Annotated in this window: 22 protein-coding genes; 17 read left to right on the forward strand and 5 right to left on the reverse strand. The window is 35.9% G+C overall.

Annotation, left to right across the window (positions count from 1 at the left end):
• Position 1 precedes the first annotated feature (1 nt).
• The 12 genes from LG276_RS06695 (at position 2) to LG276_RS06750 (ending at position 14,240) form a co-directional block, all read left to right on the forward strand.
• Positions 2-1,228 (forward strand): cytochrome P450, encoded by a 1,227-nt coding sequence (locus LG276_RS06695; protein ID WP_224935290.1) that lies wholly within the window; start codon positions 2-4, stop codon positions 1,226-1,228.
• A 237-nt stretch (positions 1,229-1,465) separates the two neighbouring features.
• A complete protein-coding gene (locus tag LG276_RS06700; RefSeq protein ID WP_224935293.1) occupies positions 1,466-1,981 on the forward strand; it encodes a PadR family transcriptional regulator in 516 nt (171 codons plus the stop codon).
• Positions 1,982-2,286: 305 nt separating this feature from the next.
• Positions 2,287-3,573 (forward strand): C4-dicarboxylate transporter DctP, encoded by a 1,287-nt coding sequence (dctP, locus tag LG276_RS06705; protein WP_224935296.1) that lies wholly within the window; start codon positions 2,287-2,289, stop codon positions 3,571-3,573.
• A gap of 99 nt (positions 3,574-3,672) precedes the next feature.
• Entirely contained in the window at positions 3,673-4,851 is a 1,179-nt protein-coding gene (locus LG276_RS06710; RefSeq protein ID WP_251163135.1) for a class I SAM-dependent rRNA methyltransferase, read from the forward strand.
• A 177-nt stretch (positions 4,852-5,028) separates the two neighbouring features.
• A complete protein-coding gene (locus tag LG276_RS06715; RefSeq protein ID WP_224935301.1) occupies positions 5,029-6,045 on the forward strand; it encodes a TAXI family TRAP transporter solute-binding subunit in 1,017 nt (338 codons plus the stop codon).
• A gap of 12 nt (positions 6,046-6,057) precedes the next feature.
• Entirely contained in the window at positions 6,058-8,031 is a 1,974-nt protein-coding gene (locus LG276_RS06720) for a TRAP transporter permease (protein ID WP_251163134.1), read from the forward strand.
• 13 nt (positions 8,032-8,044) lie between these two features.
• Positions 8,045-8,740 (forward strand): FadR/GntR family transcriptional regulator, encoded by a 696-nt coding sequence (locus LG276_RS06725; protein WP_251163133.1) that lies wholly within the window; start codon positions 8,045-8,047, stop codon positions 8,738-8,740.
• A gap of 17 nt (positions 8,741-8,757) precedes the next feature.
• Positions 8,758-10,173, forward strand: a complete 1,416-nt coding sequence (locus LG276_RS06730; protein WP_224935308.1) for an FAD-binding oxidoreductase — start codon at positions 8,758-8,760, stop codon at positions 10,171-10,173.
• A complete protein-coding gene (locus tag LG276_RS06735) occupies positions 10,166-11,428 on the forward strand; it encodes a (Fe-S)-binding protein (RefSeq protein WP_251163132.1) in 1,263 nt (420 codons plus the stop codon). Before LG276_RS06730 ends, LG276_RS06735 begins: the two co-directional genes overlap by 8 nt.
• A 15-nt stretch (positions 11,429-11,443) precedes the next feature.
• Positions 11,444-12,625 carry an L-2-hydroxyglutarate oxidase gene (gene lhgO, locus LG276_RS06740; protein ID WP_251163131.1) on the forward strand — a complete coding sequence of 394 codons (1,182 nt, stop codon included), beginning with the start codon at positions 11,444-11,446 and terminating at the stop codon, positions 12,623-12,625.
• Between the two features lie 251 nt (positions 12,626-12,876).
• Entirely contained in the window at positions 12,877-13,599 is a 723-nt protein-coding gene (locus tag LG276_RS06745) for a DUF3888 domain-containing protein (protein WP_251163130.1), read from the forward strand.
• A 71-nt stretch (positions 13,600-13,670) separates the two neighbouring features.
• Positions 13,671-14,240 (forward strand): TetR/AcrR family transcriptional regulator, encoded by a 570-nt coding sequence (locus tag LG276_RS06750; protein WP_251163129.1) that lies wholly within the window; start codon positions 13,671-13,673, stop codon positions 14,238-14,240.
• 85 nt (positions 14,241-14,325) lie between these two features.
• On the opposite strand, the gene LG276_RS06755 is transcribed toward LG276_RS06750, so the two are convergent.
• On the reverse strand, positions 14,326-15,579 hold the full coding sequence (locus LG276_RS06755) for a HAMP domain-containing sensor histidine kinase (protein WP_251163128.1): 1,254 nt from the start codon (positions 15,577-15,579) through the stop codon (positions 14,326-14,328).
• A 226-nt stretch (positions 15,580-15,805) separates the two neighbouring features.
• Here LG276_RS06755 and LG276_RS06760 point away from each other — a divergent pair, with 226 nt between their 5' ends.
• Positions 15,806-16,411 carry an exonuclease domain-containing protein gene (locus tag LG276_RS06760; protein ID WP_251163127.1) on the forward strand — a complete coding sequence of 202 codons (606 nt, stop codon included), beginning with the start codon at positions 15,806-15,808 and terminating at the stop codon, positions 16,409-16,411.
• A 179-nt stretch (positions 16,412-16,590) separates the two neighbouring features.
• Here LG276_RS06760 and LG276_RS06765 read toward each other — a convergent pair whose 3' ends face one another.
• The 3 genes from LG276_RS06765 to LG276_RS06775 form a co-directional block, all read right to left on the reverse strand.
• Positions 16,591-18,045 carry a carbon starvation protein A gene (locus LG276_RS06765; protein ID WP_251163126.1) on the reverse strand — a complete coding sequence of 485 codons (1,455 nt, stop codon included), beginning with the start codon at positions 18,043-18,045 and terminating at the stop codon, positions 16,591-16,593.
• A 171-nt stretch (positions 18,046-18,216) separates the two neighbouring features.
• Positions 18,217-18,948 carry a LytTR family DNA-binding domain-containing protein gene (locus LG276_RS06770; RefSeq protein ID WP_251163125.1) on the reverse strand — a complete coding sequence of 244 codons (732 nt, stop codon included), beginning with the start codon at positions 18,946-18,948 and terminating at the stop codon, positions 18,217-18,219.
• Entirely contained in the window at positions 18,932-20,680 is a 1,749-nt protein-coding gene (locus LG276_RS06775; RefSeq protein WP_224935333.1) for a sensor histidine kinase, read from the reverse strand. The genes LG276_RS06770 and LG276_RS06775 overlap by 17 nt, the downstream gene beginning before the upstream one ends.
• Before the next feature lie 240 nt (positions 20,681-20,920).
• Between LG276_RS06775 and LG276_RS06780 the strand changes: the two genes are divergently transcribed.
• The 4 genes from LG276_RS06780 (at position 20,921) to LG276_RS06795 (ending at position 24,965) form a co-directional block, all read left to right on the forward strand.
• Entirely contained in the window at positions 20,921-21,121 is a 201-nt protein-coding gene (locus LG276_RS06780; RefSeq protein WP_224935336.1) for a cold-shock protein, read from the forward strand.
• 164 nt (positions 21,122-21,285) lie between these two features.
• The gene (gene map, locus LG276_RS06785; RefSeq protein ID WP_251163124.1) at positions 21,286-22,029 is read left to right on the forward strand and encodes a type I methionyl aminopeptidase; all 744 of its coding nucleotides are present in this window, start codon (positions 21,286-21,288) and stop codon (positions 22,027-22,029) included.
• Between the two features lie 241 nt (positions 22,030-22,270).
• The gene (locus LG276_RS06790) at positions 22,271-23,263 is read left to right on the forward strand and encodes a zinc-binding dehydrogenase (RefSeq protein ID WP_224935341.1); all 993 of its coding nucleotides are present in this window, start codon (positions 22,271-22,273) and stop codon (positions 23,261-23,263) included.
• Between the two features lie 439 nt (positions 23,264-23,702).
• Positions 23,703-24,965 carry a S8 family serine peptidase gene (locus tag LG276_RS06795; RefSeq protein WP_224935345.1) on the forward strand — a complete coding sequence of 421 codons (1,263 nt, stop codon included), beginning with the start codon at positions 23,703-23,705 and terminating at the stop codon, positions 24,963-24,965.
• Positions 24,966-25,013: 48 nt separating this feature from the next.
• Here LG276_RS06795 and LG276_RS06800 read toward each other — a convergent pair whose 3' ends face one another.
• Positions 25,014-26,234 carry an MFS transporter gene (locus tag LG276_RS06800; protein WP_224935348.1) on the reverse strand — a complete coding sequence of 407 codons (1,221 nt, stop codon included), beginning with the start codon at positions 26,232-26,234 and terminating at the stop codon, positions 25,014-25,016.
• Positions 26,235-26,387 lie beyond the last annotated feature (153 nt).

Below are 26,387 nucleotides of genomic sequence, written 5' to 3' on the forward strand. Positions count from 1 at the left end.
GATGAAAGAGATTATCTCATTACAAGACATTAAACATTTTGATTCAAGATCGGAACAATTCCAACCGTTAGAATGGTACAAATCGATGCTTGAAAGTGGGTCTATTAGTTATAATGAGAATTCTGATACTTGGAATGCATTTAAGTATGATGCTGTAAAGACCGTTTTAAGCGACTATGAACATTTCTCCAGTGAAGGAGACCGAACAACGATTTCTGTAAAGTTTAGTGAAGATGATAAGCAAATGAATAGTAAAGTAAACTTCTTGAAAATGGATCCTCCGCATAACAGAAAAGGAAGATCCCTATTAGCATCAGCATTTACACCAAGAAGTTTAGAAAATTGGAAACCGCGAATTAATCAAATTGCTGAAAATTTAATTACACAAATAGAAAAGGGCAAGACGGAAGATATCGTAGCGGCATTAGCCAACCCTATGCCTGCAATGGTGATGTCAGACTTATTAGGGATTCCGAAGCCCGATGTAATTAAATTTAAGAAATGGGTCGATATATTATTTCTTCCATATGATAAGAGCAAAAAGGATGTAATCGATAACCAAAAAAATCAGGCAATTAAAGAGTTCTTTACTTATTTGCAACCAGTCATCATTGAAAAGCGACAGCAGTTACAAGATGATATCATTTCTGATCTCATTAGGGCAGAGGTAGATGGGGAAAGACTAACGGACTTTGAAATTATTGAAATGACAATGGCTATATTAGGTGCAGGCGTAGAAACAACGAGTCATATGATTTCAACAAGCTTTTATGCCCTTTTATATGATGACAACGAGTTATTTTCAGAATTAAAAGCTCACCCAGAATATATTGATCGAACGGTCGAAGAGATGTTACGATATCGTTTTCATATGAGTCGAAGAGATCGTACGGTGAAGAAGGATAACAATATTTTAGGGGTAGATTTGAAAAAGGGAGATGTTGTTGTTGCCTGGATGAGTGCGGCTAATATGGATGAGGAAATGTTTGAAGAGCCATTTCAATTAAATATTCATAGAAAAAATAATAAGAAACATCTTACATTTGGAAATGGACCTCATTTTTGTTTAGGTGCACCATTAGCAAGACTTGAGTTGAAGCTCATTTTAGAAAACTTAGTTAAGCGTTTTTCCAAAATCGAACCTATCGAATCATTTGAACTAGAGCCCAACTTAACTGATTCTGCGACGGGTCAAACGTTAACCTCATTGCCTCTTAAACTTTCTTGAAATAAATAGAGTGAAAATTCAAGGTAAAATTAAAAGAATGAACAATGAATAGTTTCTCGGAAAATACGAACAAATTCTAATGAATAGGTTCGTATTTTTATTTATAAGTATACCGATTTTACCGATTAATTGACGAACACGCTCTTATTATTTGAAACCATAATGAAAGAATCAGATGCGTTTATCTCCCAGTATAAGTTAAGATAGCTATATACGTTTTTGGAGGTGAACGGGTGAATGATTAGAATATATATTTTAGGTATGTTAGCACATTCAGTAGACTATCCTTATAATATCCGCAAAAAACTAATGAATGCACAGCCTTTCATAAAGATTAGTGAGGGAAAGTTTTATTATGATTTTGAAGCATTACATAAGAAGAATTGGATAGAGCCTGTACAAAAGCTACAAGAAGGAAGTCGCCCAGAAAAAACACTTTATCGGATAACTAATGAGGGACGTGGCCATCTGGTAGAAGAACTCTATCTTTGTTTTCAAAAATATACGGAAGTGGCAGATTTGTATATTGCCATTCATTTCTTAAATTATATTAATAAAGAAGAAGCCGCTTCTATTTTGAAACAAACCATTCAAAAAGAAAAAGAAAAGTGGGATACATTAAAAACGAAAAAAGAAGAAAAGGAAAAATATGACACAGTCTCTGACTCAAGTCAATTAATAGCTTCTCATGCATTTGATAAAGCTGAATTTAATATTAAATGGTTAGAGAGAGTACTAGAATTCATAAAATAAATAACTAGACGAAAGAGAGCTTAAATAAATTGTGGCTCTCTTTCGTCTAATTTATGCCTAATTTGACCTTAAATTTCACTTAGATGCTTATGGTAAGAGTAATCGGGGACTCTCCTCCTTACTGGTTAAAATTATGTAACTTGGCAGTAGTCCATACATGTCAATCGTTTTTACTGTCTCAACTAATAAGACCAAAATGAACAAAATGTTCACTATGACCATAAACTTCTTTTCATTTTCTGAAAACGCTATCATTCTAATTACAAAGAATAGTCAGATAGATAGTGTGACAGGAGATGATTAATGTGGGATTTTTAAGAATTTTTAAGAACTTAACCGTTCAAGTGTTAACAGCGATCGCACTTGGTGTGTTAGTAGGTTTAATTTGGCCAGATATAGGTAAAGAATTACAGCCGTTAGGAACTACTTTCATTAATGCAGTGAAGATGGTTATTGCCCCAATTATTTTCTTAACAATTGTTTTAGGAATCGCAAAAATGGGAGATATGAAAAAAGTTGGTAAGGTTGGTGGGAAAGCTTTTATCTATTTTGAAGTTGTTACCACGCTTGCTCTCGTTATTGGATTATTAGTCGTTAATATTGTAAAACCAGGTGACGGCTTAAATTTTAATGAGCTTGAACAAGGTGACGTATCTCAATATACAACCAATGCTGAAGAAGGCATTGATTGGATCGAATTCGTTACACATATCGTACCTTCAAATATGGTGAATGCTTTTGCGGAGGGAGATATCCTTCAAGTCTTATTCTTTTCCATTCTATTTGGTGTTGCTCTTGCTTCTTTAGGTAAACGGGGAGAAGTTATTACTGATTTTCTTGACCGGTTATCCCATGTGTTCTTTAAGATTATCGGTTATGTCATGAAAGCTGCGCCAATCGGTGCATTTGGTGCAATGGCATATACGATTGGACATTTCGGCTTAGGTTCTTTAGCACCGCTCGCTAAGTTAATGATGAGTGTGTATATTACCATGTTTTTATTCATCTTTATTGTTCTAAACTTAATCTGTAAATATTATGGTTTTAGTCTGTTTAAATATTTACGGTTTATAAAAGATGAGTTACTTATCGTATTAGGAACGAGTTCTTCTGAATCTGTTCTACCAAGAATGATGGACAAAATGGAAAGATTCGGCGCTTCCAAATCTGTCGTTGGTCTAGTCATTCCAACAGGATATTCCTTTAACCTTGATGGAACTTCAATCTATCTTTCTATGGCCACCGTATTCTTAGCTCAAGTATTTGGTGTCGATTTATCTATTGGTCAACAAATTACGATAATCTTAATTCTCATGCTTACTTCAAAGGGAGCTGCTGGGGTAACGGGAAGTGGATTTATCGTGTTGGCTTCGACATTAGCAGCTATTCAAGTTATTCCGTTAGAAGGTTTAGCACTCTTACTCGGTGTTGACCGCTTTATGAGTGAAGGTCGTGCCATTACGAATATGATTGGTAACGGAATCGCGACAATCGCCGTGGCGAAAAGTGAGAATGAATTTGATGAAGAAAAATATCAACATGCAATTTCGAATATGAAAGAAATTTCTCAAGAAGTGAATAAAGCAAGTTAAACGGTAAAGCCCTCTCAAAATCAACCTGAGAGGGCTTTGTCTGTAAGATGCTATTTGTGGTACGATAAATAAATCATTGATTGGTAAGGTGGAGCGTATATGAAGTTAACAGTAAAACCGTCATACATAAAGAAGTATAAGGAAGGTTTTCCATTAATAAATGAACAATCTGTTGAACGAATTCCTCAAATGGCAGAAGGAACGATTGTTGAGCTAGTGAATGAAAAGGGGCAGTTTCTCTGTAAAGGTTACTATGGAATTCAAAATAAAGGTAGAGGTTGGGTATTAACGAAAAACCAGCATGAACGAATAGACCAAGCCTTTTTTATGGAAAAGCTGAAGGCAGCAGTAAATCATAGACAAAAACTTTTTAACGACCCAGAAACGACTGCTTTTAGAATATTTAATGGAGAAGGAGATGGTGTTGGAGGCGTTACAATAGATTACTATGATACGTATTATTGCATTAGTTGGTATAGTGAAGGTATCTATCAATTCAAACAGGAGATTATTAGGGCATTAGAGCAATGTATGCCAGTGAAGGCCATTTATGAAAAGAAAAGATTTAATCATAAAGGGCAGTATGTAGAAGATGATGATTTTGTTTGTGGAGAAAAGCCGACATTTCCTATTATCGTTAAGGAAAACGGGATAAACTATCCAATCTATCTTAATGATGGCGCTATGGTTGGGGTTTTCCTAGATCAAAGAGAAGTAAGGAAAAAAATAAGAGATCAATATGCTGATGGTAAAACAATCTTGAATACATTCTCATATACGGGAGCTTTTTCGGCAGCAGCTGCATTGGGCGGTGCAGTGAAAACAACGAGTGTCGATTTGGCTAATCGGAGTAAAGCGAAGACAATCGAAATGTTTAGTGTAAATGGGATTGATTATGAAGAACAGGATATCATTGTTGAAGATGTATTCAAATACTTTAAATATGCGGTGAGAAAAAATTTATCATTCGATCTTGTCATTTTAGATCCACCTAGTTTTGCACGATCAAAAAAACATACTTTTAGTGTTGCAAAAGATTATGCTGCTTTATTAGAAGAAGCTATCGCGATTACTAATCAAGGAGGGATCATTGTTGCTTCATCTAATGCAAGTAATGTGCCGATGAAAAAGTTTAAAACATTTGTCTCAAAAGCATTTGCAACAAGCAATGAAAAGTATAAGATTCTTGAAGAATATTCATTACCTATTGATTTTAAAACGATTTCTTCTTTTCCCGAAGGAGACTATCTTAAAGTTTTATTTATAAAGAAAGATTAATAAAAAGCTACAGGGTACAGCACTACAGTATCCTGTAGCTTTTTTTTTGCAAATAATTGTTAATTATTTTTGTAGAATAAATTTTTAGAATAATTGTTGTTTTTTTAATTTTTTCTTGTATACTTGTAATACAAGATTGAAATTAAAACGTTTTCATTTGTTGAAAGGGGGAGAATTATGAAAGGTAAAAGAATAAAAATTACAATCTCGATCGCTGCCATTATTTTTCTTACCATTTTTGGTATTAAGACGGCTGCTGATAATGAAGATAAAACCTTTTTATCCGTAGCGACAGCTTCAACAGGTGGTACCTATTATCCGATTGGAGTGGGTATGGCCAATATATGGAGTTATGAATTAAAGGATAAGAAAATTCAAGCAAGTGGACAATCTTCTGCTGGTTCGATTGAAAATATCGAGCTTTTAAGAGAGGGAGAAGCCCATTTAGCTATTCTTCAAGGGTTAATTTCATCCCAAGCTTATGCTGGAGATGATGGTTTTGCAGGTAAGCCTTATAAAGACTTACGTACTGTGGCTATGTTATGGCCCAATGTAGAACATTTTGTGTTAATGGATAATGCTATTGAAACCGGTAACATTTCAGACATTGATGGCACTCGTTTTTCCGTTGGTCCCCAAGCAAGCGGAACTGAACAATCAACTGTTGTAATGATGGAAGGGTTGGAATTAACTAAAGCTAATATATCACCAGAGTATCTTGGTTATAACGATACGGTTTCTGCAATGAGAGATGGTAGATTAGACGGTGGATCCTTACCAGCCGGCATCCCAATCTCAGCAATTACGGATATGTTTGCTAGTAATGTCAAAGCTAGTATTCTTGAAGTAACAGATGAACAGTTAGATAAAATTAACGCTGTTTCAAACACTTGGTACCCTTATACGATTCCTGGAGGAACTTATCCTCGTGTAGAGGAGGATATCCAAACCATTGCACAGCCTAACCTTTTATCTACAACAAAAGATATTGACGAAGAGACAATTTATACGTTAACAAAAACGCTTTATGAGAATCTAGACAAAATGTATGAAGTGCATAATTCTGCAAAAGAAATTACTTTAGAGACAGCACTTGATGGGGTGACTGTACCTTTACATGCAGGTGCTTACAAATACTTTAAAGAAGTTGGTTTAGAGATTCCTGAAGAATTAATTCCGCCAGAGGCAAAATAAGGAGGTTAGAAAATGTCGAATGTAAAAGGGGATGCCGTAACAGCAAATCAACAAGGCTTAGATAAAGAGGCTGGCGGAGGTATGCGCGTATTGCATGGTTCGTATGCCAAGGTTGTAGCGATATTAGCTATTTTATTATCTATATTTTCCATTTATTCAAATGGGCTTTCAAATATTCAGGAGATTTATAGAAATTTAATATTTCTAGGTTTTATTCTCGTTTTAACATTTTTATTATATCCCGCAAGGTCTTCATCAAAAAGTGGGCGTTTTACATTAGCTGATTATTTGTTTGTTGCATTAGCAATCTTGGGTGTAGGTTATTTAATTATCAATTATACAACCATTCATGTTGATCGCGGCTCACAACCAATTTTAATTGATTATATTTTCGGTGCTATTACTATTATCGTATTGTTTGAAGCAGCAAGAAGAGCTGTAGGTCTATTTATCCCGATCCTTTGTGGTATTTCTGTTATCTATGCCTTATTTGGGACGATTTTTCCGTGGATATTTGGCCATGCTGGGTTCTCTTTAGAACGTTTGCTATACCGTTTATATATGACCACTGAAGGCGTCTTAGGTCTTACATTATCAACTGCATCAACCTTTATCGTTATGTTTATCTTATTCGGTGCCTTTTTATCTGCAAGTGGTGCAACACAACTATTTAACGATTTAGCGTTAGCTATTGCAGGTAGAAAAAGAGGTGGGCCTGCACAGGTAGCTGTTATATCTAGTGCTTTAACAGGGTCATTAAGTGGGAGTGCTGTAGCAAATGTTGCCACAACAGGAGCTTTTACGATCCCGTTAATGAAATCAATTGGTTTAAAACCAAAATTTGCTGGCGCAGTTGAAGCAGCAGCATCTACTGGTGGAATGATTATGCCACCAATCATGGGTGCAGCAGCTTTTATCATGGCTGGATTCTTAGGTGTTTCCTATACTACTGTTATTCTCGCAGCAATTATCCCAAGTTTCTTATATTATATCGCTCTCATCTTTGCGATTGATATAGAAGCGAAAAAACAAGGGTTAAAAGGGATCAGTAAGGAGAATATACCAAATGTTTTACAAGTGTTAAAGGAAAGAGGCGTACTGATTGTTCCTATTATAGTGGTTATAGGAACATTACTGATTGGTAAAACAGCATTATTTGCAGGTTTTGCAGGTATTGGTTCTGTTATTGTTGCCAGTTGGTTAACGAAAGATAAGTCTAATAGAATCACAATTAAGAAAATGATTGAAGCATTTATCGATGGAGGGAAAGGGACAATACAAGTAGGTATCGCTTGTGCCGCAATCGGTATTATTATTTGTGTTGTTACTATGACAGGTATAGGTTCAACACTAGCTTTTAATATTGTTGATTTAACCGGTGGACAGCTTTGGTTAATCCTTATTGTCGTTATGCTAACTTGTATTGTGCTAAGTATGGGATTACCATCTACCGCACTATACATTGTTGTTGCTGTAACTGCTGCACCTGCATTAGTAGAGGCTGGTGTACAACCAATTGCAGCTCATTTCTTTGTATTCTGGTTCGGTGCTCTTTCAAATATTACACCACCAGTAGCGCTTGCATCTTATACGGCAGCAGGGATTGCCGGAGCAAATGCAATGAAAACGTCATGGGAAGCTTTAAGACTTTCATTAGCAGGATTTATTATTCCGTTTATGATTGCATACAATCCAATACTATTACTCCAATCACCTGATGGCGGTAGTGTGGAAATTCTTTCTGTTATACTAGTATTAATTACTAGTACTCTAGGAGTCTATGCGCTAGCTGTTTCTATGGGGAATTACTTGAATACTTACTTACATGTAATTGAAAGAATTTTATTATTTTTCGGTGCATTGATGCTTATTAAACCAGGTATTATTACTGATGTTTCTGGTCTGGCTTTATGTGCACTTGTATTCAGTATTCATTTAATTCGTACAAGAAAGGCGACAAGTAAGGGTGTAGAGGTGAATATGTAAAGGAGATTAATAAATGAAAATTGAACGGAAGAAGATATCGGCACAAGTATTAGAGCAATTAAATGAAAAAATTAAAAGTAAAGAGTTTCCGCCCAACCAACCATTACCTTCTGAGAATGAATTGGCGAAATTATTTGGTGTAAGCCGCGCTCCTGTTAGGGAGGCACTCAGTGTCTTATCAGCAAGTGGGATCATTGAATCAAGACAAGGTGGCCGAAGTTATGTTAAAGAATTACATCTTGTCGATATGATGGACCGCTTAACATTGCAATATATTTCATTAGAAGAGGTTTTTGAGTTATTGGAATTAAGGATGATAATGGAAACAGAGGCCGCTGCTCTAGCTGCTAATCGTCGTAATTCTTCCGACTTAGAGAAAATAAAGAACGCGTTAAAAGGGCTAGAGGAGACACTTACAAACCCTGATGAAGTGGGCCTTCAAGCTGATTTAGATTTTCATAAATATATGATTGAAGCAACTAAGAATAGCTTTATGGTAGGGGTCATGGATAATATCGGTGACCTTTACCGTAAGGCTGTCGCTTTTTCATTAAAGAAGAACTTAGGATTACAAAGAAAAAGAGAAAGCGTTTATCTTGAGCATGAAGCGATATATAAAGCGATTGAAAGTCAAGATGAAGAAAATGCAAGAAAGGCAATGAAGAATCATCTACAAAATGTACGGAAGAAATTAAGGGAAGAAAAGTAAAGGAAGAAGGTGCCATCATGTTGACAGATGAGATGGTCGAACAATTTCAAAATGCCATAAAATCTCCAACGAGAATGTTAAAAGAAAAAGCGGATTTAGTCTCTTATTCATATGATGGGTCGTTCGGTACTTATTTACCTGAATTAGTCATACAGCCAATGTCAACACAGGAAGTTGTGTCTATCGTAAAGGTGGCCAATCAATATAGAGTCCCTTTATACCCAAGAGGTCGAGGAACTAGTCTAAGTGGTGGGCCGTTGCCTGTTCATGGCGGAGTGGTCCTGGACTTTTCACAGTGGAATCAAAAATTAGAAATAGATAGTGATGATACAATTGCTGTTGTTTCGCCAGGAGTATTGACAGCTGAAATAGACAAAGCAGCGAAAAAATATGGGCTGATGTATCCTCCTGATCCGAGTAGTGCGCATGTGTCAACGATAGGTGGTAACTTAGCTGAAAATGCTGGTGGACCAAGAGGTTTAAAGTATGGGGTAACAAAGGATTATGTGTTGGGGTTAGAAGTCGTTACACCTGAGGGAGAGGTCATTAAAACAGGTGGTCGTACAATTAAAAATGTTACTGGCTATGACTTAACTAAGCTGATAGTCGGATCTGAAGGTACTTTAGGAATTATTACTGAAGCAACACTACAACTAGTTCCACGGCCACAAGCAACGGGAACGATGATGGTTATTTTCGATGATATTGTCGATGCAGGAAGAGCCATATCAAAAGTTCTCACTTCTGGGATATTACCTTCTAAGATGGAGATTATGGATCAAGCTTCTATTATAGCTGTTGAAGAATATGAATCAGTCGGACTTCCGACCGATGTTGATGCCATTATTCTTATAGAATTAGATGGTCATCCAGTGGCGATTGCTGATGAGTGTAAACAAGTAGAGCAAGTTTGCTTAATGGTAGGAGCACGAGAAGTTCAGATAGCAGCGAATGATGTGGCTGCAGCGAAACTCTGGAAAGCGAGGAAACTTGTCTCCCCAGCGATTGTGAGAAAAAAACCAACGAAAATTTCTGAGGATGCGACAATCCCAAGAAGTAAAATCCCAGAAATGTTTAAACGGCTAAAACAAATTAAAGAAAAATACAATATAGATTTAGTAGTATTCGGGCATGCAGGTGATGGTAATCTCCATCCAAATATTATTACTGATAAACGGGATAAAGAGGAAATGAAGAGAGTCGAACTTGCTGTAGCTGAGATATTCGAAACAGCTATACAATTAGGTGGAACTTTATCAGGGGAACATGGCATCGGCACAATGAAGACACCGTTTATGAAAATGGAGCTAGGGGAGGCTGGATTAGATATGATGAAAAGAATGAAGAGCGCATGGGATCCTAAAAATATCATGAATCCTGGTAAGGTTTTTCCCGAAAATGAAAATCAAAGGCTCGTATTAGTCGATGAATAATCAATTAGCATACGAAGAAACATTTGATTGTGTCCAATGTGGGTATTGCTTACCTGCCTGCCCGACTTATACGACAATGGGAAAAGAAAGGCATTCGCCTAGAGGAAGAATTAATTTAGTACAGATGGCTTCTGAGGGTAAAATTTCGATTCAAGAAATAGAAGATTCGATGGAATTATGCCTTGGCTGCAGAGCATGTGAGACCGCTTGTCCGACCAATGTTCAATACGGAAAAATTTTATCTTCTTATAAAGAAGTGAAAATGGAGCAGGAAGGTAGTTCACTTATTAATCGCTTGGCGATGAAAAAAGGTCTTGCGAATAAAAGCATGTTGAATACAATGAATCTTTCCTTGAGGTTTTATCAACAATCCGGCATTGAAAAATTAGGCAAAGTCACAAAAGGGATTCAGGTACTACCTGAGAATTTGCGTGCATTTGAAGCCATTATACCTAATATAACAAAGCCTGATAAGGAACTTAGAAAAGGGACACTTATCCCAGATACTGAAACAAAATTAAAAGTCGCCTTTTTTACTGGATGTATCATGGATGTGTTTTTTGCTAAAATCAATGATCTAAGTATAAAGTTGCTTCAGCATGCTGGATGTGAAGTAACCGTAATAAAAAACCAAACTTGTTGTGGAGCGTTACAGCATCATGAGGGTGATAGCGAGACCACCAAACAATTAGCAAAAGAAAACATCGTTGCATTTGAAAAAGAGCACTATGATTATATTGTTAATAGTATTGGTGGATGTGGTGCGATGTTAGTTGAATATGATCAACTGCTTCAGTCTGAACCAGAATGGGTTGAACGAGCAAAAGGATTTGCTGAAAAAAGTAAAGACATTAGTGTGATTTTAGCAGAGTTGGATATTGAATTTACGAAGAAGGTTGAAAAGAGAATTACATATCAACCCTCATGCCATTTATCAAATGTGCAAAAAGTAAAAAAATCGCCATTAGAGTTAATTTATCGTATACCAGGAACAACGTATATTCCCCTTCCGGAAATGGATATGTGTTGTGGCTCAGCAGGTACGTACAATGTATTTCATTATCAAGAATCAATGGAAATATTAGATGAAAAAATGTCCTATGTAAAAGAAACGATTCCAGAAGTAATTGTCACTTCCAATCCTGGTTGTCATTTGCAGATGTGCATGGGTGTGAAGCGTGAAGGATTAGAGAGTAAGGTTGAAGTCGTTCATATTGTCGAGATACTAGCAGAAGCATGTGGTTTAAAGAACTGATAGAAGGTGAATAGGATGTATGATTATATTATTATTGGTGGAGGAATTGTTGGTCTGTCCGTTGGGTTAGAACTACTAGAACAAAAGCCGGCACTAAAGATTGCTATCGTTGAAAAAGAAAGCCATGTAGCAGCACATCAGACAGGGCATAATAGTGGTGTTATTCATTCTGGTATATATTATAAGCCAGGTAGTGAAAAAGCGAGATTAGCTAAAATCGGCGGACAATCCATGAAGGATTTTTGTGAAAGTAATGATATCGAATATGATATTTGCGGTAAAGTAATTGTCGCTAGTGAAGAAGAAGAGTTGCCACTATTAGATAATCTATATAAAAGAGGGCTACAGAACGGACTTGATATTCATTTAATGGAAAAAGAAGAACTATTGGAAAGAGAACCACATGTAAATGGGAAAAGAGCCATTCATGTACCAATGGCAGGAATTGTTAACTATAGACAAGTGTCTGAAAAAATGGCGGATATCATTCGCCATAAAGGTGGAGATATTCTCCTTAATCATGAAGTTGTGGCCATTCAAGAGGGTAATAATGAAGTCGTTGTTATCACTGATCAAGGAGATATAAAAGGTCAATTTTATATCAACTGTGGTGGTCTACACTCCGATCGGATTGCGAAAAAGGCAAAATTATTAACTGATATGAAAATTGTCCCCTTCCGTGGTGAATACTATCAGCTGGTTGAGGAAAAACGTCATCTAGTGAAGCATTTAATTTATCCTGTTCCCAATCCAAAGTTCCCATTCCTTGGCGTTCATTTTACGAGAATGATTGGCGGTGCGATCGATGTCGGTCCAAATGCAGTATTGGGCTTCAAACGCGAAGGTTACCGGAAGACAGATATTCATTTACCGGATTTATTTGAAGTGTTAGCATATAAGGGCTTTTGGAAGCTGGCAAGTGGTTATATGAAGGAAGGGATTGAGGAAATGATCCGTTCAGCCTCTAAACAGCTTTTCTTAAAGAATGTACAAAAACTTATGCCAGAAATACAAGCTTCAGACTTGAAAACTGGACCAGCAGGAGTAAGAGCACAAGCATTGAAGGATGACGGCTCATTAGTGGATGATTTTTACATACTGCCGAGCAAGCGTGCGATTCATGTATTAAATGCACCATCTCCTGCTGCAACGGCGTCAATTGAGATTGGCAAGGAAATTGTCAGAAAACTGATATAAAAACTAAATTTTTTTGGGGATCGAGAGCTATAGACTTTTTTCTATAGCTTTTTTCTTTTGGTTTTAAGGTGAATAAGACAAAAAGAGCTTAGGGGATTGACATTAATCGCCTTTTTTCTATTTTATTTTTAAAAATTTCCCGGAAAATAAGTAGCCGAAGGAGATTAATGTCAAACAGTAAATAGGAAGAAATTACAGCGTTACTTATACAAATGCGGGAGAGGATAAAAGATAAAGGAGTGTGTTTGCACATGAAGAAAACAGTCATGATTTTATTACTTATTTTCATTCTTTTTCCTAATAGCATATTAGCTAATGAAGATTCTTCCATCGTATCCGAGGCACTTTTAACATCTCTCGCTCCTGTGCTCACCGAAGAAATTTATCAATTTTATGGGTATGAAAAACAATACAATTTGTATGACACGGAGATAAAGAAACTCAAACGTAATCGAAAAGGGTATCATATTATTGTCAAACTTGAAATAACTACCTATGAAAAAGAGTATTTACCTCCTTATGGGCAAGATACTCTTGTACTGGACTTAACACCTTTAGGAGCAGAGGTCATTACCTATAAACATAAAGGAGACGCGGAGGAGAAAAAGGTTAATCACTTCTATCGGAAAGCTGCAAAGGACATTGAACATAGCTTCAAAAAAAGATGGCGCAGTTATCGTCAAACACGATTTAACCAGTTTCAATTTCTAGCTAGCAACAATGGTTGGCATGATCGTCTTGGACCAGTAACGCAATTAGTTAAGGATATTAATGAAGAAGCAACATCAAAGTATAAAAATACCATTCAACCACTCATCTATTTTAATCAAGAGGAAATCTTAATTCTCTATAAAAATAAAATAGGAATGAATGAGATGATTACTTTAAAACATTTAGGCGATGGGTGGGTAGTAGATGAAAGAGAACAGAAACAAGGAAAGAAAATGACTGAGCAAATATTATCTTATATGTAGATTAATGATTGTTTCTTACCAACCCTGATGCTAAAATTTAATTACTATTTGATAGGGTTGGGGGTGTACATATGCCATCAAATCATTTCCATGATCAAAACATATCTGCGGATAAAATAGTGGCTGTTGCTAAAGAGCTTGTCACTGATAATGCATTTCAGAATATTACTTTAGAAGATATTGCTGTGAAAATGAGATGCCAAGTGAAGGCGCTGACGGTTCATTTTAATCATATTGATGTTTTATTATATCGAATAATTGAGGAAGACTTTAATGATCTCACGCAGATGTTAGTCACTATTCAATTTGGTGATGATAATAAAATAGATAAGCTTAAACAAATCTTAATTACTTTCATGGAATTTGGTATAAACCTTCATCACCGTTACGATGGGTTATTTGCTTTTTATACAAGCAACGATAAGCATTCGATTACAGAAATGGCCCAAAAAACTTATTACCGGTTTGAATATGCTGTTTTACAATTAAAAGATCAACAAACTGAAGAATCACTTATTTATTCTGCCTTCATTGCCCTACATGGTTTTATTCAACACCATAAAGGCTATGTTAAAGACTTTGAAGAAGTTCGATCTTATGCAGAGTCACATGCTTGGTTCGTTCTAAAGGGTTTATCATAAATAAAAGTCAACAAATATTGAAGCACTAAGAGCAGGGGATTTACTAGCTATGCTAGGATTCCCTGCTCTTATTATTAGACTGAAGTTAGGAAGAATGAGGATGGACGGATGGAAAAGTAAAGATGAATACGGTTCCTTCATTAATTTTACTTTGTACTTTTATTGTTCCTTTCATTGCTCTGGCGATGCTAAAAACAACCATCATTCCTAATCCAGTCCCTTTTGCTCCTTTTGTGGAATAATAAGGCTCTCCTAGACGACGAATTTGATCATCTGTCATACCAAGCCCTGTATCTTGAACTTCGATTCTAATGTGCGTAGAGGAATAATTAGAGCTTATGTATAGTTGGCCACCTCTTGGCATCGATTCTATGGCGTTTTTAATAACATTTAAGAAGCATTGCTGAAACTTTTGTCGATCGCCTTCGATGTCACCTATGATAGAAAAATTAGTTGTTATTTCTACCGAATTTTGATTAGCTATCGGACGTAGTATACTAATGACATGACCTAGTTCTTTCTTTACGTTCATTGTTTCAATTTTGTCTAGTCCAGGTTTAGAAAATGTAAGATAGTTCTGAATGACACGTTCTGCTGATGCCAGTTCATGTTGGACGATTTCTAAGTATTCATTTCTTTTTGAAGGGGAAAGTGTTTGTTCTTTTAATAATTGAACAAATCCTGCAGCAGCTGTGAGTGGATTCCTAATCTCATGTGAAATCGCTGCCCCCATTTGCTCAACGGCTTCTAATTTTTCTGCAATGATAAGCTTTTTCTGCATATCGATTGTTTTGAAGACAAATTCAATAATATATACTGCCATTCCTACACCAAGAGCTGGAATGGTAAGAAGGGCAAACCATAAATCAAGTGAGTTTAATTGTGGTACATATAATTCATATAAAATTAGTGAAACGATACTAGAGATAAAAGTAATAAGAACAGCTAGTATAATTCTTTTATTAGCAGAAATCTGTTTAAATCTTGGGTATAAATATAAAAACAAACATCCTAGCAAAAGATATTCAAACATAGTTACATAGAATCCTAAATTAATTCCGTAAAACCATCTTACAGCAATAACGATAATTATGAGTAAAGGGCCGACACCAACATACAATCCACCTAAAATTACAGGTATAATCCTTAGGTCCATCATTAAACCAGGCTCTGGTTCAAATGAAAAAATATAACAAATACCAATCATCAATGCCAGACTAATAGTTGCCGATGTTTTTGAAAAATGAAAACCAAGATTTTTTTCAGTCCATACAAGCAGAAAAAATAGGATGACAATTAACAGTGATAGATTAAGGAAAAAATGAGTGGTAATGACCATTTTTTCACATCCCTTTTAGTGTATAGGAAAATTTTATATGTTTTCCTTGCATCTGACAATAAAAATGCGGAAAATTAAGAAAAATATAATAGGTGATGCCTACTATTTTCTCAAAACCATAATGAATATGAATCAGATAAAGAATAAAAGATTTCCTTTCTTTTTCTCCTAGCAATTTTTATTTTTCTATTATATGCTAAACAAAAAAAGAGAATGGAGGGTTAGTGTGCAAATACATGAGGGGTTAGGGCTTGTTCTTGACGTAGAGACAACGGGCTTGTCGCCAATTAATGATGAAGTAATTGAAATCGCCTTAAAGTTATTCTCATTTGATCAACAGACAGGTGATATTCTTACCATAAAAGACGAACGAAGCTATTTAAGAGAGCCGGAAACCACCAGTGCATTAAGAAATTATAATCAAGCTTATAAAGTTCACGGAATCCCTTTTGAAGAAGTGGTGGGGAAAAGCTTTGATGATCGTGAAATAAAGAAGATGTTCGCCTATGCGGATATCGTACTTGCTCATAATGCATCATTTGATAGAAGCTTTCTCTATCAAATGTACCCTAATGATGTAAATGAACTGAAATGGTATTGTACGATGAGAGGGGTTCCGTGGAAAGAATATGGTTTTTATAACAGTAAATTATTGACCCTTTTAAAAGGACACCAAATCACAAACTATCAAAATCATAGAGCAATGGATGATATTACATATTTACTAGAATTACTGAAAAACAAAAATCCAAATGGAGAATCATATTTAAAGGATATCTTAAGGAAAGGTCCGATGCGTAAGTATCAACCTAAAGTCAAAAAGTATATTTGATTTCCATTAATAGTATCAAATCTATCGTATAAAAAGGTGTTTTCACTGTAGATGATCGTTGTGAAAGCACCTTTTTACTATGAGCCTATGTCCATTTAAATTGTAATAGTATATAACTGACATGACTAACGATAAAGTCTCTGATTGCTAATCAGAGACTCATATAAAGATATGGAACATTAAGCTACACTATTATTCCAATTAGATACGTCTTCTTCCAATGGTATTTTATTAGCTCTTGCTTTCCGTGCAGCAATAAAGAATATTGTAATTAAAACGATAGCGCCTATAGCTCCACCTATCCAAGAAGTAGTCATAGAGAGACCAAAGCCGATTTGTGCATTTAAGATATACGTGATTACCATCACTAACATAAAACTACCTGGTATTAAGGCAATAAAGTAATTCTTTTTAGCAATATACAAGTACATAGCACCGACAAACAATGCGATTACAGCTGTTGATTGGTTTGCCCAGTTGAAGTACCTCCATAACACATTAAAATCGACTTGGGTAAGTACCATGGAAATTGCGAATAACGGTACAGCAATCCATAATCGACTAGAGAACTTAACTTGAGGAAACTTAATATAGTCGGCAATAATCATTCTAGCACTTCTAAATGCTGTATCGCCTGAAGTGATAGGAAGTACGACTACCCCTAAAACAGCTAATGTACCACCGATTGCTCCAAGTAAAGTGGTAGATACTTCACTAACTACTGCGCCAGGACCACCGGCAGCAAGCATTTCATTTAAGCCACCATAACCATTAAATAAGCTCATTGCAGCTGCGGCCCAAATCATGGCAATAATACCTTCAGAAATCATCATTCCATAGAAAATTTTTCTCCCTTGCGTCTCATTTTGAGTCGTTCTAGAGATGATTGGTGTTTGGGTAGCGTGAAATCCAGATAGTGCCCCACAAGAAATGGTAAAGAATAGTAAAGGTAGTAGTGGTGCATTATCAGGGTGAAAATTCTGAAACGAAAGCTCAGGAATAGGTGCTCCTGTTACTAAAAGACCAATTCCTACTCCCAGTGCACTAATGATAAGTAACGCACCAAAATAAGGATACAGACGACCAATGATTTTATCAACAGGCAAAAGTGTTGCTAAAATATAGTAAAGAAAAATAAATCCGACAATAATACCTAGTGCGACTTTTCCGTCCATTAAAAGGTGTAATAAACTAGCAGGAGTAGAAACAAAGACTGTACCTACTAATAATAACAATAGTATTGCAAAAGCATTTACGACATGCTTCATAACTTTTCCTAAAAATTTGCTAGCTAATTCAGGTAAGTGAGCTCCGCGATTTCTTATAGAAATCATACCTGTTAAGTAGTCATGTACAGCACCTGCGAAGATACAACCGATAACGATCCAAACAAACGCGACTGGTCCATATAATGCACCTAAAATTGGACCGAAAATTGGACCTGTACCAGCAATATTAAGTAATTGAATAAGTGAGTTTTTAGGTGTACTCATAGGTAAATAGTCGACATTATCTTTGTGTGTGAATGCAGGTGTTGCTCTAGCTCCTTTCACCCCAAAAACTTTCTCAACATACTTACCATAGGTGAAATACCCAATAATCAATAAGATAATACAAGAAAAAAATGTAATCATAGCATTGCCCCCTTTGTTCATGTATACGTTTTCATTTATTATAAATGACTATGATTCAAGGTTGAGTATTTTGAGCATAACATGTATAAATCCGTGAGTAAGAGGTCCTTATATTAAATTAAGATGCATTTTTTAGTGTAAATAGTCTGATAATTAATTGAGCTCCATGACCTATATTTCTAGTTTTGTTCTTAAATCTTTTACATAATTTCTGCTGACAGAAAGTTTTTCATTCGATCCTTTTAGCTCTAACTGAAATGCCCCATTGAACCAAGGAGAAAGTTTATTAATATATTTTAAATTAACAAAATAGCTTTTATGTATTCTACAGAAAGAATACGTAGATAGTCGATTTTCTAGCTCTTTTAATGATGCTTTTGTCTCGTAAGCATTATCAACAGTTATGATTCGTGAGAATTTATCTTCCTTATAAACATAAATAATATCTTTAGGTTCGATGTAAATAATTTCTCCATTGTCTTCGATTGCTAGCTTTCCAGCTAATTTACTTTGCTTAGGCAGATTTATTGGCTTTAAATATTTGATGATCCGGCTGACCGTTTCAGAAATTTGCTCTTCATCATATGGTTTTAGTAAGTAATCAATCGCTTCATAGCGAAAAGCTTCTACAGCAAACTGAGGGTAAGCTGTTGCGAATATGATTTTAGGTGGATTTTTGAATTCCATTAAACTTTTAGCTGTTTGCATGCCATCCATTTTGGGCATTTCGATATCAAGAAAAACGATATCTGGCTGTAATTGAATCGTTTGTATGATGGCATCTTCTCCAGAATCAGCTTCGCCAACAATATGAATAGAGTCAAATATTGATAACAAGTGCTTTAATTCTTCCCGGCTGTACGGTTCGTCATCTACAACGAGCACTTTAATCTTTGTCTTCATTTTTTTCCCCCACTGGTATATTAAAAGTTATTTCCGTTCCATTGTTTTCTTCACTATTTATGTGTAATCGGGCGTTCTCCCCAAATGTCATGATTAACCTTCTATTTACATTGTATAATCCAAGACCTGTGCCTATTTTTGATGCGATTGGTTCTTTCCCAATTTGCTTTAATCGATCATGATCAATACCACGGCCATTATCTTTAATAGATATAGCAACTTCATTGTTCATTTGTTTAATTTGTACTTTAATCATACAATTTTTGTTCATTTGCTTAAATGCATGTTTAATTGCATTTTCTACAATTGGCTGTAAGGTGAGCGGTGGAATCTTACTATTAAGAACTTCATTTTCAATATAATAATCGACTTGTATTCTGTTTTCAAATCTCGTTTGTTCTATCATTAAATAGGCTTTCATATGGAGAATATCTTGTTCCAATGTGATACGGTTTGCGGTTGTTGCATTTAAGTTTTGCCTTAGAAATTGAGACAAAGTAATAAGCAGTTTTCTTGCTTTATCGGCATCAATACGGACGAGAGAGACAATGGTATTTAATGTGTTAAAAAGGAAATGGGGACTAATTTGCGCTTGCAAAGCTTTAATTTCTGCTTCTTTAGCCAATTGAAATGCTTTATCTGCTTCGGCTATTTCTAGCTGATTACTTAGTAACACACTTAACCCTGAGATCAACTCAATTTCTAAATTAGTCACTTCTTTCTCAGAGGTGAAATATACCTTTAAAGTACCGATGATTTGCCCGCGTTGCTTAAGGGGAGCAATGACAGCGGCTCCAAGTGGACAATGCTCATTTTGACATTGTATTTCTTCATTACCTACTACTATTAGTTTACCATTATTAATTACTTCTTTTGTGATTTCTGTTTGGATGGGGTGGTCTACTCGGTGATGATCATCACCTGATCCAACATGGGCAAGAATCACATGTTTATTTGTGATTGCTACTGCCTTTGCATGTATCTCTCTTAATAATATGGTACACACCGCCTTAGTGGAGACTTGTGTCATTCCCTTCCTAAGATGTGATAAAGTTTGATCAGCGATTCGTAATGACTTTTGCGCTTGTAGTGCTCCTGCCTTTTCTTCTTCATTCACTACATTTTTAATGATAAGGAGGAATAAGGCTGATCCTACACCGTTTGCAATAATCATTGGAACACCAATTACTTCAACTAAAGAGACGGCCTTTTCAAACGGCCTCGAAAGAAGGAGAATAAGAAGCATTTGAACGGCTTCTGCGGTAGCTCCTATAAAAAAGGCAGAAGATAGCTTTACATGGTCTTTTTTCTTATGAAAATAGCCTGCTATTAGTCCAGATATAATGGTTGCTAATCCACATGAGAAGGCAGTAAAACCACCTAGTGTAAAACGATGGATTCCGGCAATGAGCCCAGCTCCTAAACCAACTTTATAACCACCGAAAAGCCCAGCTAAAACAACACCTATTACGCGTGAGTTAGCAATTGCTTCTTCACTTGTTAAATTAGATGCCCATCTGTTTATATTAAATGTCTCAGCATTTAAAGATAAACCTGTGTATGTACCGATTATTCCGAAAAAACCAAAAAATAAGATCGCTTTTAATTGTAGATCTTTTTTTACATTTTCCTTATAAATCATATCTCGAAAAAATTGGAACCGTGTTAAAATAAAGGCTATGGTAACAATAATACCCAGCCTCTCTAACATAGTAATGAACAATTCAAACATAAGAAAACTCCTTCGTAACATATACATCTATCATACATTAAAAGGGTAAAATATCTAAGTATCATAAAAATTTTCGAAAAATTCTCGCTTTTACCTTTGCATTCTTTTCCACTTTCTGCTATTATGAAAGAAATTATTTTTGTTCGGAATGTAAGTAGGATGCGTTTGTATACGTTTGCTTCATGTATGTTCCACAAGAATAGTCATAATTTATGTGTTATACATAAGGAGGATTTATTCATGGCAGAAGGAAAAGTGAAATGGTTTAATGCAGAAAAAGGTTTTGGTTTCATTGAAACACAAGAAGGACAAGATGTGTTCGTACATTATTCAGCTATCCAAACTGATGGTTTCAAAACGCTTGATGAAGGACAAAGCGTAACATTTGAAGTAGAAGAAGGTCAACGTGGCCCACAAGCTTCTAATGTAGTTAAACTATAATATGCTTGAAATACAAGCCTAATAAAGGGCTTGTATTTTTTTTGGCGAAAACAAGCTGTTGTTTTCTAAAAAATAGTACAATTACAAACTTACTGGAATCCTTTTTTTCTTAATGATAAATAGACTATAATATAAATAGAGACTAAATAAAGGTAGGAATCGTTATGATCGTAAAAACTGAAGAAGATTTAGCGGGTTTAAAGGAAATTGGGAAAATTGTTGCTTCAATTAGGGATGAAATGATTGCTCAAACAAAGCCTGGCGTCACAACAAAAGAACTGGATGAGATAGCTGGAAAAATGTTTGAAGAGCATGGGGCATTATCTGGTCCAAAGGGTGAGTATGACTTTCCAGGGTATACTTGTATTAGTGTAAACGAGGAAGTAGCACACGGTATCCCTGGAAATAGAGTCATTAAAGATGGAGATTTAGTTAATATTGACGTATCTGGATCAAAAAATGGTTATTTCGCTGATACAGGTTTATCAATCGTTGTAGGTCATGCGGATGAGAAACTAGAGTCTTTATGTGAAACAGCGCAAAAAGCTTTCGATGAGGGCCTTAAAAAAATAAAACCAGGTGCGAAACTTAATCGTATCGGAAAATCTGTCTACCAAACAGCAAAAAATAATGGTTTTAATGTTATTATGAATTTAACTGGCCATGGAATTGGTCGTTCTTTACATGAAAAGCCAGATCATATTCTTAATTATTTTGATAACTGGGATAATCAATTATTACGTGAAGGGATGGTTATCGCTTTCGAACCCTTTATTTCCACTGGAGATGAAGAAGTTCGTGAACAAAGTGATGGCTGGACTTTCATTACACCTAATAAAAGTTTTGTTGCGCAATGTGAACATACAGTTATCGTGTCTAAGGAAGGCCCGATTATTATTACGAAGTAAATCAAATGAAGAGCGGTAGCGATATCTAGTCGTACCGTTCTTTTTTGTTTTTTAAGAAAGTAGGCTATTGAATTTATAGCCTCGGCTGAACAGGAAAAAGGGGTAAGGATTTAATTGTAATCAGAATCTCCCTGTGTATGTTGAAGATGACTGGATGAGATTAGCAATTTCTTAAGGTTTTTCACTTTTCACAACAATAAATTACCCTTATGATAGATATAAAAAAGGAGTGTGGGAACGAATGAAAGCAGTGATACATAAAGGTGAAGCAGGAATGAATGGAACGGGTTATCAGGAAATAAATGATTTTCCTGTTGGTGATAAAGAAGTAAAAGTTCAATTAAAGGCGGCAGGATTAAATCATAGAGATTTATTTATTCTTCATCGACATCAATCAACTGAACCAGCACTTGTATTAGGTTCTGATGGTGCGGGTGTCGTGGTGGAAATTGGTGCAGAGGTGACGGATATTAAAGTCGGAGATGAGGTCGTCATTAATCCAGGATTAGGTTGGGAAAAAAATAGTGACGCACCGCCAGAGGGGTTTGAAATTGTTGGCTTTCCATATCACGGTACTTTTGCCGATCATATTGTTATTCCTGCCATGAATGCTTTCCCTAAACCTCCACATATGTCATGGGAAGAGGCTGGCGTGTTTTCCTTAGCAGGTTTAACTGCTTATCGTGCCCTATTTACAAGAGGGCAAGTAAAGTCTGGGATGAAAGTATTTATCCCTGGCATTGGTGGAGGAGTGGCTACTTCTCTTTTACAATTCGCTGTAGCAGCTGGTGCGGAAGTATACGTTAGTTCTCGCTCAGAAGAAAAGCGAGAAAAAGCTTTATCATTAGGTGCTAAAGAAGCTCTTGATAGTGGGGCAGATTGGCAAGCGCAAATTGGGGGCGAGATGGATCTAGTCATCGAATCAGTTGGAGCAGCAACTTTCAACCAATCCTTAGCTGTTCTTCGTAAAGGAGGCACACTAGTGATTTTCGGTTCATCTACAGGAGACGAGGTGACAGTAAATCTTCGACAATTCTTTTACGCACAGCAAAACATTCTTGGCAGCACAATGGGAAGTGCTGAAGAATACAAAGAAATGCTTACATTTATGAATAATCATAAAATCAAGCCGGTTATGGATCAAGTTTATCAGTTAGCAGATTATCAAAAGGCATTTGCTAGATTAGAACAAGCAAAACAATTAGGGAAAATCGTGTTTCAAATAGGTAAATGAGTAATGAGGGTGAACGAAGAAATGAAAAAACTTCGTTCACTCTTTTCTATTATCCAACATAAAAAAGTGTCGGATATTGTATCCGCTAAAAAAATGAGTGCTTTTCTTAGAGGGAGGTGCTCAAAAAGCACCTTTTCCTTCAAATTCATGGAAAATAATAATGTAATATTACACTTTAATACCTTTCTAGAGACCTAAATTCACTTTTAATTCCGAGTAATAAAAAGGGTAATTATCATGAATATTGATTTTGTGGAAAAAAATACCTGATTTAATGTTGAAAAAAATGTCTGATGGCCTGCTACTTGGAAAATAATATGTCAAATTTACTGTTTTTTACAAATAAATAAATGCTGAATTTTACACATTGTTGTAGTCTGAATTTTTGAAATATAATAACCCCTAAGTAAGACATTAAAATTTGGGGAGGAACAAGTAAATGACGAAAAAGAAAACAGTAGCAGCTGCACTACTTAGTCTTACGTTAGGGATGTCCGTCTTTACATCAGGTATTTCCGCACAAGTTTCAGATGAAGCAAAGGGGAGTGAAACATATCGCGTATTGATACAAGCCCCTAGCAATTCTGTTAATGCATTAGAAACAAAGTATGAAAAACGATGGGACTTTGGTAAAGAAGGTTTCACTGCAGATGTGAATGCTAAGGAGTTACAAACATTACAAGCGACAAAAAATGTCGAAGTACAAAAGGTAAATGAAATGAGTATAGCAACTGTAACAGGAGAAGTGTCCAAAGCAGAAGTAACAGCTGTGCCAAGTTCACAAACACCTTGGGGAATAAAATCAATTTATAATAATCAATCTTTAACAGCAACATCAGGTGGTAATGGTATTAAAGTAGCTGTGCTTGATACAGGAGTTTATACAAATCATATTGATTTAGCAGGATCAGCAGAACAGTGTAAAGACTTTACACAATCAAGCCCACTAGTAAATGGCTCTTGTACTGATCGTCAAGGTCATGGTACACATGTAGCAGGAACTGTTTTAGCACATGGAGGTAGTGATGGACAAGGTGTTTACGGTGTAGCTCCTGATGCGAAGCTATGGGCATATAAAGTGTTAGGTGATAACGGTTCTGGTTATTCAGATGATATTGCTGCAGCGATTAGACATGTAGCAGATCAAGCAACTAGCACAGGCTCTAAAGTAGTTATTAATATGTCTCTTGGGTCTTCTGGTAAAGATTCACTCATCTCAAGTGCAGTAGACTATGCATACAATAAAGGTGTATTAGTTGTTGCTGCGGCAGGAAACAGTGGTTCAGGTAGTAATACAATTGGTTATCCAGGAGCATTGGTCAATGCCGTTGCCGTTGCAGCTTTAGAGAATGTGCAACAAAATGGGACTTATCGCGTAGCGAATTTCTCATCAAGAGGTAACCCATCAACTGATGGAGATTATGTCATCCAAGAGCGTGATATTGAAGTGTCTGCCCCAGGTGCAGCAGTGGAATCCACTTGGTATAATGGCGGTTATAACACAATTAGTGGTACTTCTATGGCTACACCACATGTAGCTGGTTTAGCAGCAAAGATTTGGGCTGCGAATCCTTCATGGAGTAAATCTACTTTAAGAACAGAATTACAAAATCGTGCCAAGGTTTATGATATTAAAGGTGGCGTTGGTGCAACAACAGGCGATGACTATGCATCAGGATTTGGTTACCCTAGAGTAAAATAATTAAAATAGGGGTTGCTATATTGAAGTAGCAACCTCTTTTATATATGATTATGACGTGCTAGAATTCTTTAAATACCTAGGATTTTTCATAACCGAAACGAGAAGAATAACCCCGCTTGCAATGAGTAATAGACTGGTAGTAATAAAAACGGCAGTAAATCCAAAGGCCCCAGCAACCAATCCTCCCATAACAGGTCCGATGACATTTCCTAGAAATCTTAAACTGGTATTATATCCCAATACCTCTCCTTGCATGGCTATAGGTGCAGCCTGTCTAATATAGGCAATACGCACAGGAATAATTCCTCCAATAGTTACCCCGAGTGCAAAACGAATGATAATAAGCTGCCACATTTCAGTGACAAATCCACCTGGAAAATAGACGATACCAGCTAAAAACAATAAGGCCATTAATATTTTAATATAACCATAATTGTCCCCCAGCTTTCCCCAAGTTTTTGACATCATTAAGTTACCTACACCTGCTGCGGAAAAAGCAATACCTGCATATAGAGCTAAATTTTCTGGGCCATGTATTTCGCTGACATAAAGGGACAGAATCGGTTGAATACTAAAATGAGCGACTTGAATCAACATCGATAAGATTAAAACAGTCACAAGGACAGGGTTTGTAAGTATATGTTTTAATACTTCTTTACTCGTATAATTCTGCTTCTCTGATTTCTTCACTTCATTGATTTGAAATTCTTTCGTGAAGATAACGAGAATTGCAGAAACAAAAATGGCTAATGATGTCCAATTGAAAGTAGAAGAAAAACCGACCATGTCAGCTAGTGCACCACCGATTAAAGGTCCTAAAAGTGAGCCTGTTATACTACCTGTTTGTAAGGTGCCAAGCACTTGTCCTGCCATTCTTTTTGGTGTTTGTGTAGAAATAAAAGCTTGTGAAAGGGGAATAAAACCTGTGAAGATACCCATAAATAGCCTTAGATAAAACAAATGCCATACGCTTGTCGCAAAACCTAATAGGAAAATACAAAGGGCCATTCCAGAAGCAGAAATGATTAACACCTTTTTCTTTCCATACAAATCACCAATTCTTCCCCAAATTGGAGCTACAATAAAGGCAGTAACGAATGTAATGGCAAAAATCCAACCCGACCATCTTTGAATATAAGCGTCGGAAAATTGACCAAAGGTTTCAATATATAATGATATAAAGGGCAAGACCATCGTCATACTAGCTGAAACAAAGAAGTTGGCAAACCACATAATTTTTATATTTGTCTTTACTTGTGGATGGATCATGAACGAACACTTCTTTCTCATTTAAACATTTCGTAACACTAAATTTATCATAAACGAACTCAACCAAAATAAAAAGGAAAAGGTTTTTACACGACATTACCTTATAAATAACGAAAGTCGATTTAACATGAGCCATTGTTATTTGAACAGGAT

Origin of the sequence: Cytobacillus kochii (assembly GCF_044790165.1) — a bacterium.
Lineage (GTDB): Bacteria > Bacillota > Bacilli > Bacillales > Cytobacillaceae > Cytobacillus > Cytobacillus kochii.

Excerpts from the sequence above, each read along its gene's own strand:
- LG276_RS06695 (WP_224935290.1), top strand. The coding sequence starts at position 2 with ATGAAAGAGATTATCTCATTACAAGACATTAAACATTTTGATTCAAGA.
- LG276_RS06700 (WP_224935293.1), top strand. The coding sequence starts at position 1,466 with ATGATTAGAATATATATTTTAGGTATGTTAGCACATTCAGTAGACTAT.
- LG276_RS06710 (WP_251163135.1), top strand. The coding sequence starts at position 3,673 with ATGAAGTTAACAGTAAAACCGTCATACATAAAGAAGTATAAGGAAGGT.
- LG276_RS06715 (WP_224935301.1), top strand. The coding sequence starts at position 5,029 with ATGAAAGGTAAAAGAATAAAAATTACAATCTCGATCGCTGCCATTATT.
- LG276_RS06720 (WP_251163134.1), top strand. The coding sequence starts at position 6,058 with ATGTCGAATGTAAAAGGGGATGCCGTAACAGCAAATCAACAAGGCTTA.
- LG276_RS06725 (WP_251163133.1), top strand. The coding sequence starts at position 8,045 with ATGAAAATTGAACGGAAGAAGATATCGGCACAAGTATTAGAGCAATTA.
- LG276_RS06730 (WP_224935308.1), top strand. The coding sequence starts at position 8,758 with ATGTTGACAGATGAGATGGTCGAACAATTTCAAAATGCCATAAAATCT.
- LG276_RS06735 (WP_251163132.1), top strand. The coding sequence starts at position 10,166 with ATGAATAATCAATTAGCATACGAAGAAACATTTGATTGTGTCCAATGT.
- lhgO (WP_251163131.1), top strand. The coding sequence starts at position 11,444 with ATGTATGATTATATTATTATTGGTGGAGGAATTGTTGGTCTGTCCGTT.
- LG276_RS06745 (WP_251163130.1), top strand. The coding sequence starts at position 12,877 with ATGAAGAAAACAGTCATGATTTTATTACTTATTTTCATTCTTTTTCCT.
- LG276_RS06750 (WP_251163129.1), top strand. The coding sequence starts at position 13,671 with ATGCCATCAAATCATTTCCATGATCAAAACATATCTGCGGATAAAATA.
- LG276_RS06755 (WP_251163128.1), bottom strand. The coding sequence starts at position 15,579 with ATGGTCATTACCACTCATTTTTTCCTTAATCTATCACTGTTAATTGTC.
- LG276_RS06765 (WP_251163126.1), bottom strand. The coding sequence starts at position 18,045 with ATGATTACATTTTTTTCTTGTATTATCTTATTGATTATTGGGTATTTC.
- LG276_RS06770 (WP_251163125.1), bottom strand. The coding sequence starts at position 18,948 with ATGAAGACAAAGATTAAAGTGCTCGTTGTAGATGACGAACCGTACAGC.
- LG276_RS06775 (WP_224935333.1), bottom strand. The coding sequence starts at position 20,680 with ATGTTTGAATTGTTCATTACTATGTTAGAGAGGCTGGGTATTATTGTT.
- LG276_RS06780 (WP_224935336.1), top strand. The coding sequence starts at position 20,921 with ATGGCAGAAGGAAAAGTGAAATGGTTTAATGCAGAAAAAGGTTTTGGT.
- map (WP_251163124.1), top strand. The coding sequence starts at position 21,286 with ATGATCGTAAAAACTGAAGAAGATTTAGCGGGTTTAAAGGAAATTGGG.
- LG276_RS06790 (WP_224935341.1), top strand. The coding sequence starts at position 22,271 with ATGAAAGCAGTGATACATAAAGGTGAAGCAGGAATGAATGGAACGGGT.
- LG276_RS06795 (WP_224935345.1), top strand. The coding sequence starts at position 23,703 with ATGACGAAAAAGAAAACAGTAGCAGCTGCACTACTTAGTCTTACGTTA.
- LG276_RS06800 (WP_224935348.1), bottom strand. The coding sequence starts at position 26,234 with ATGATCCATCCACAAGTAAAGACAAATATAAAAATTATGTGGTTTGCC.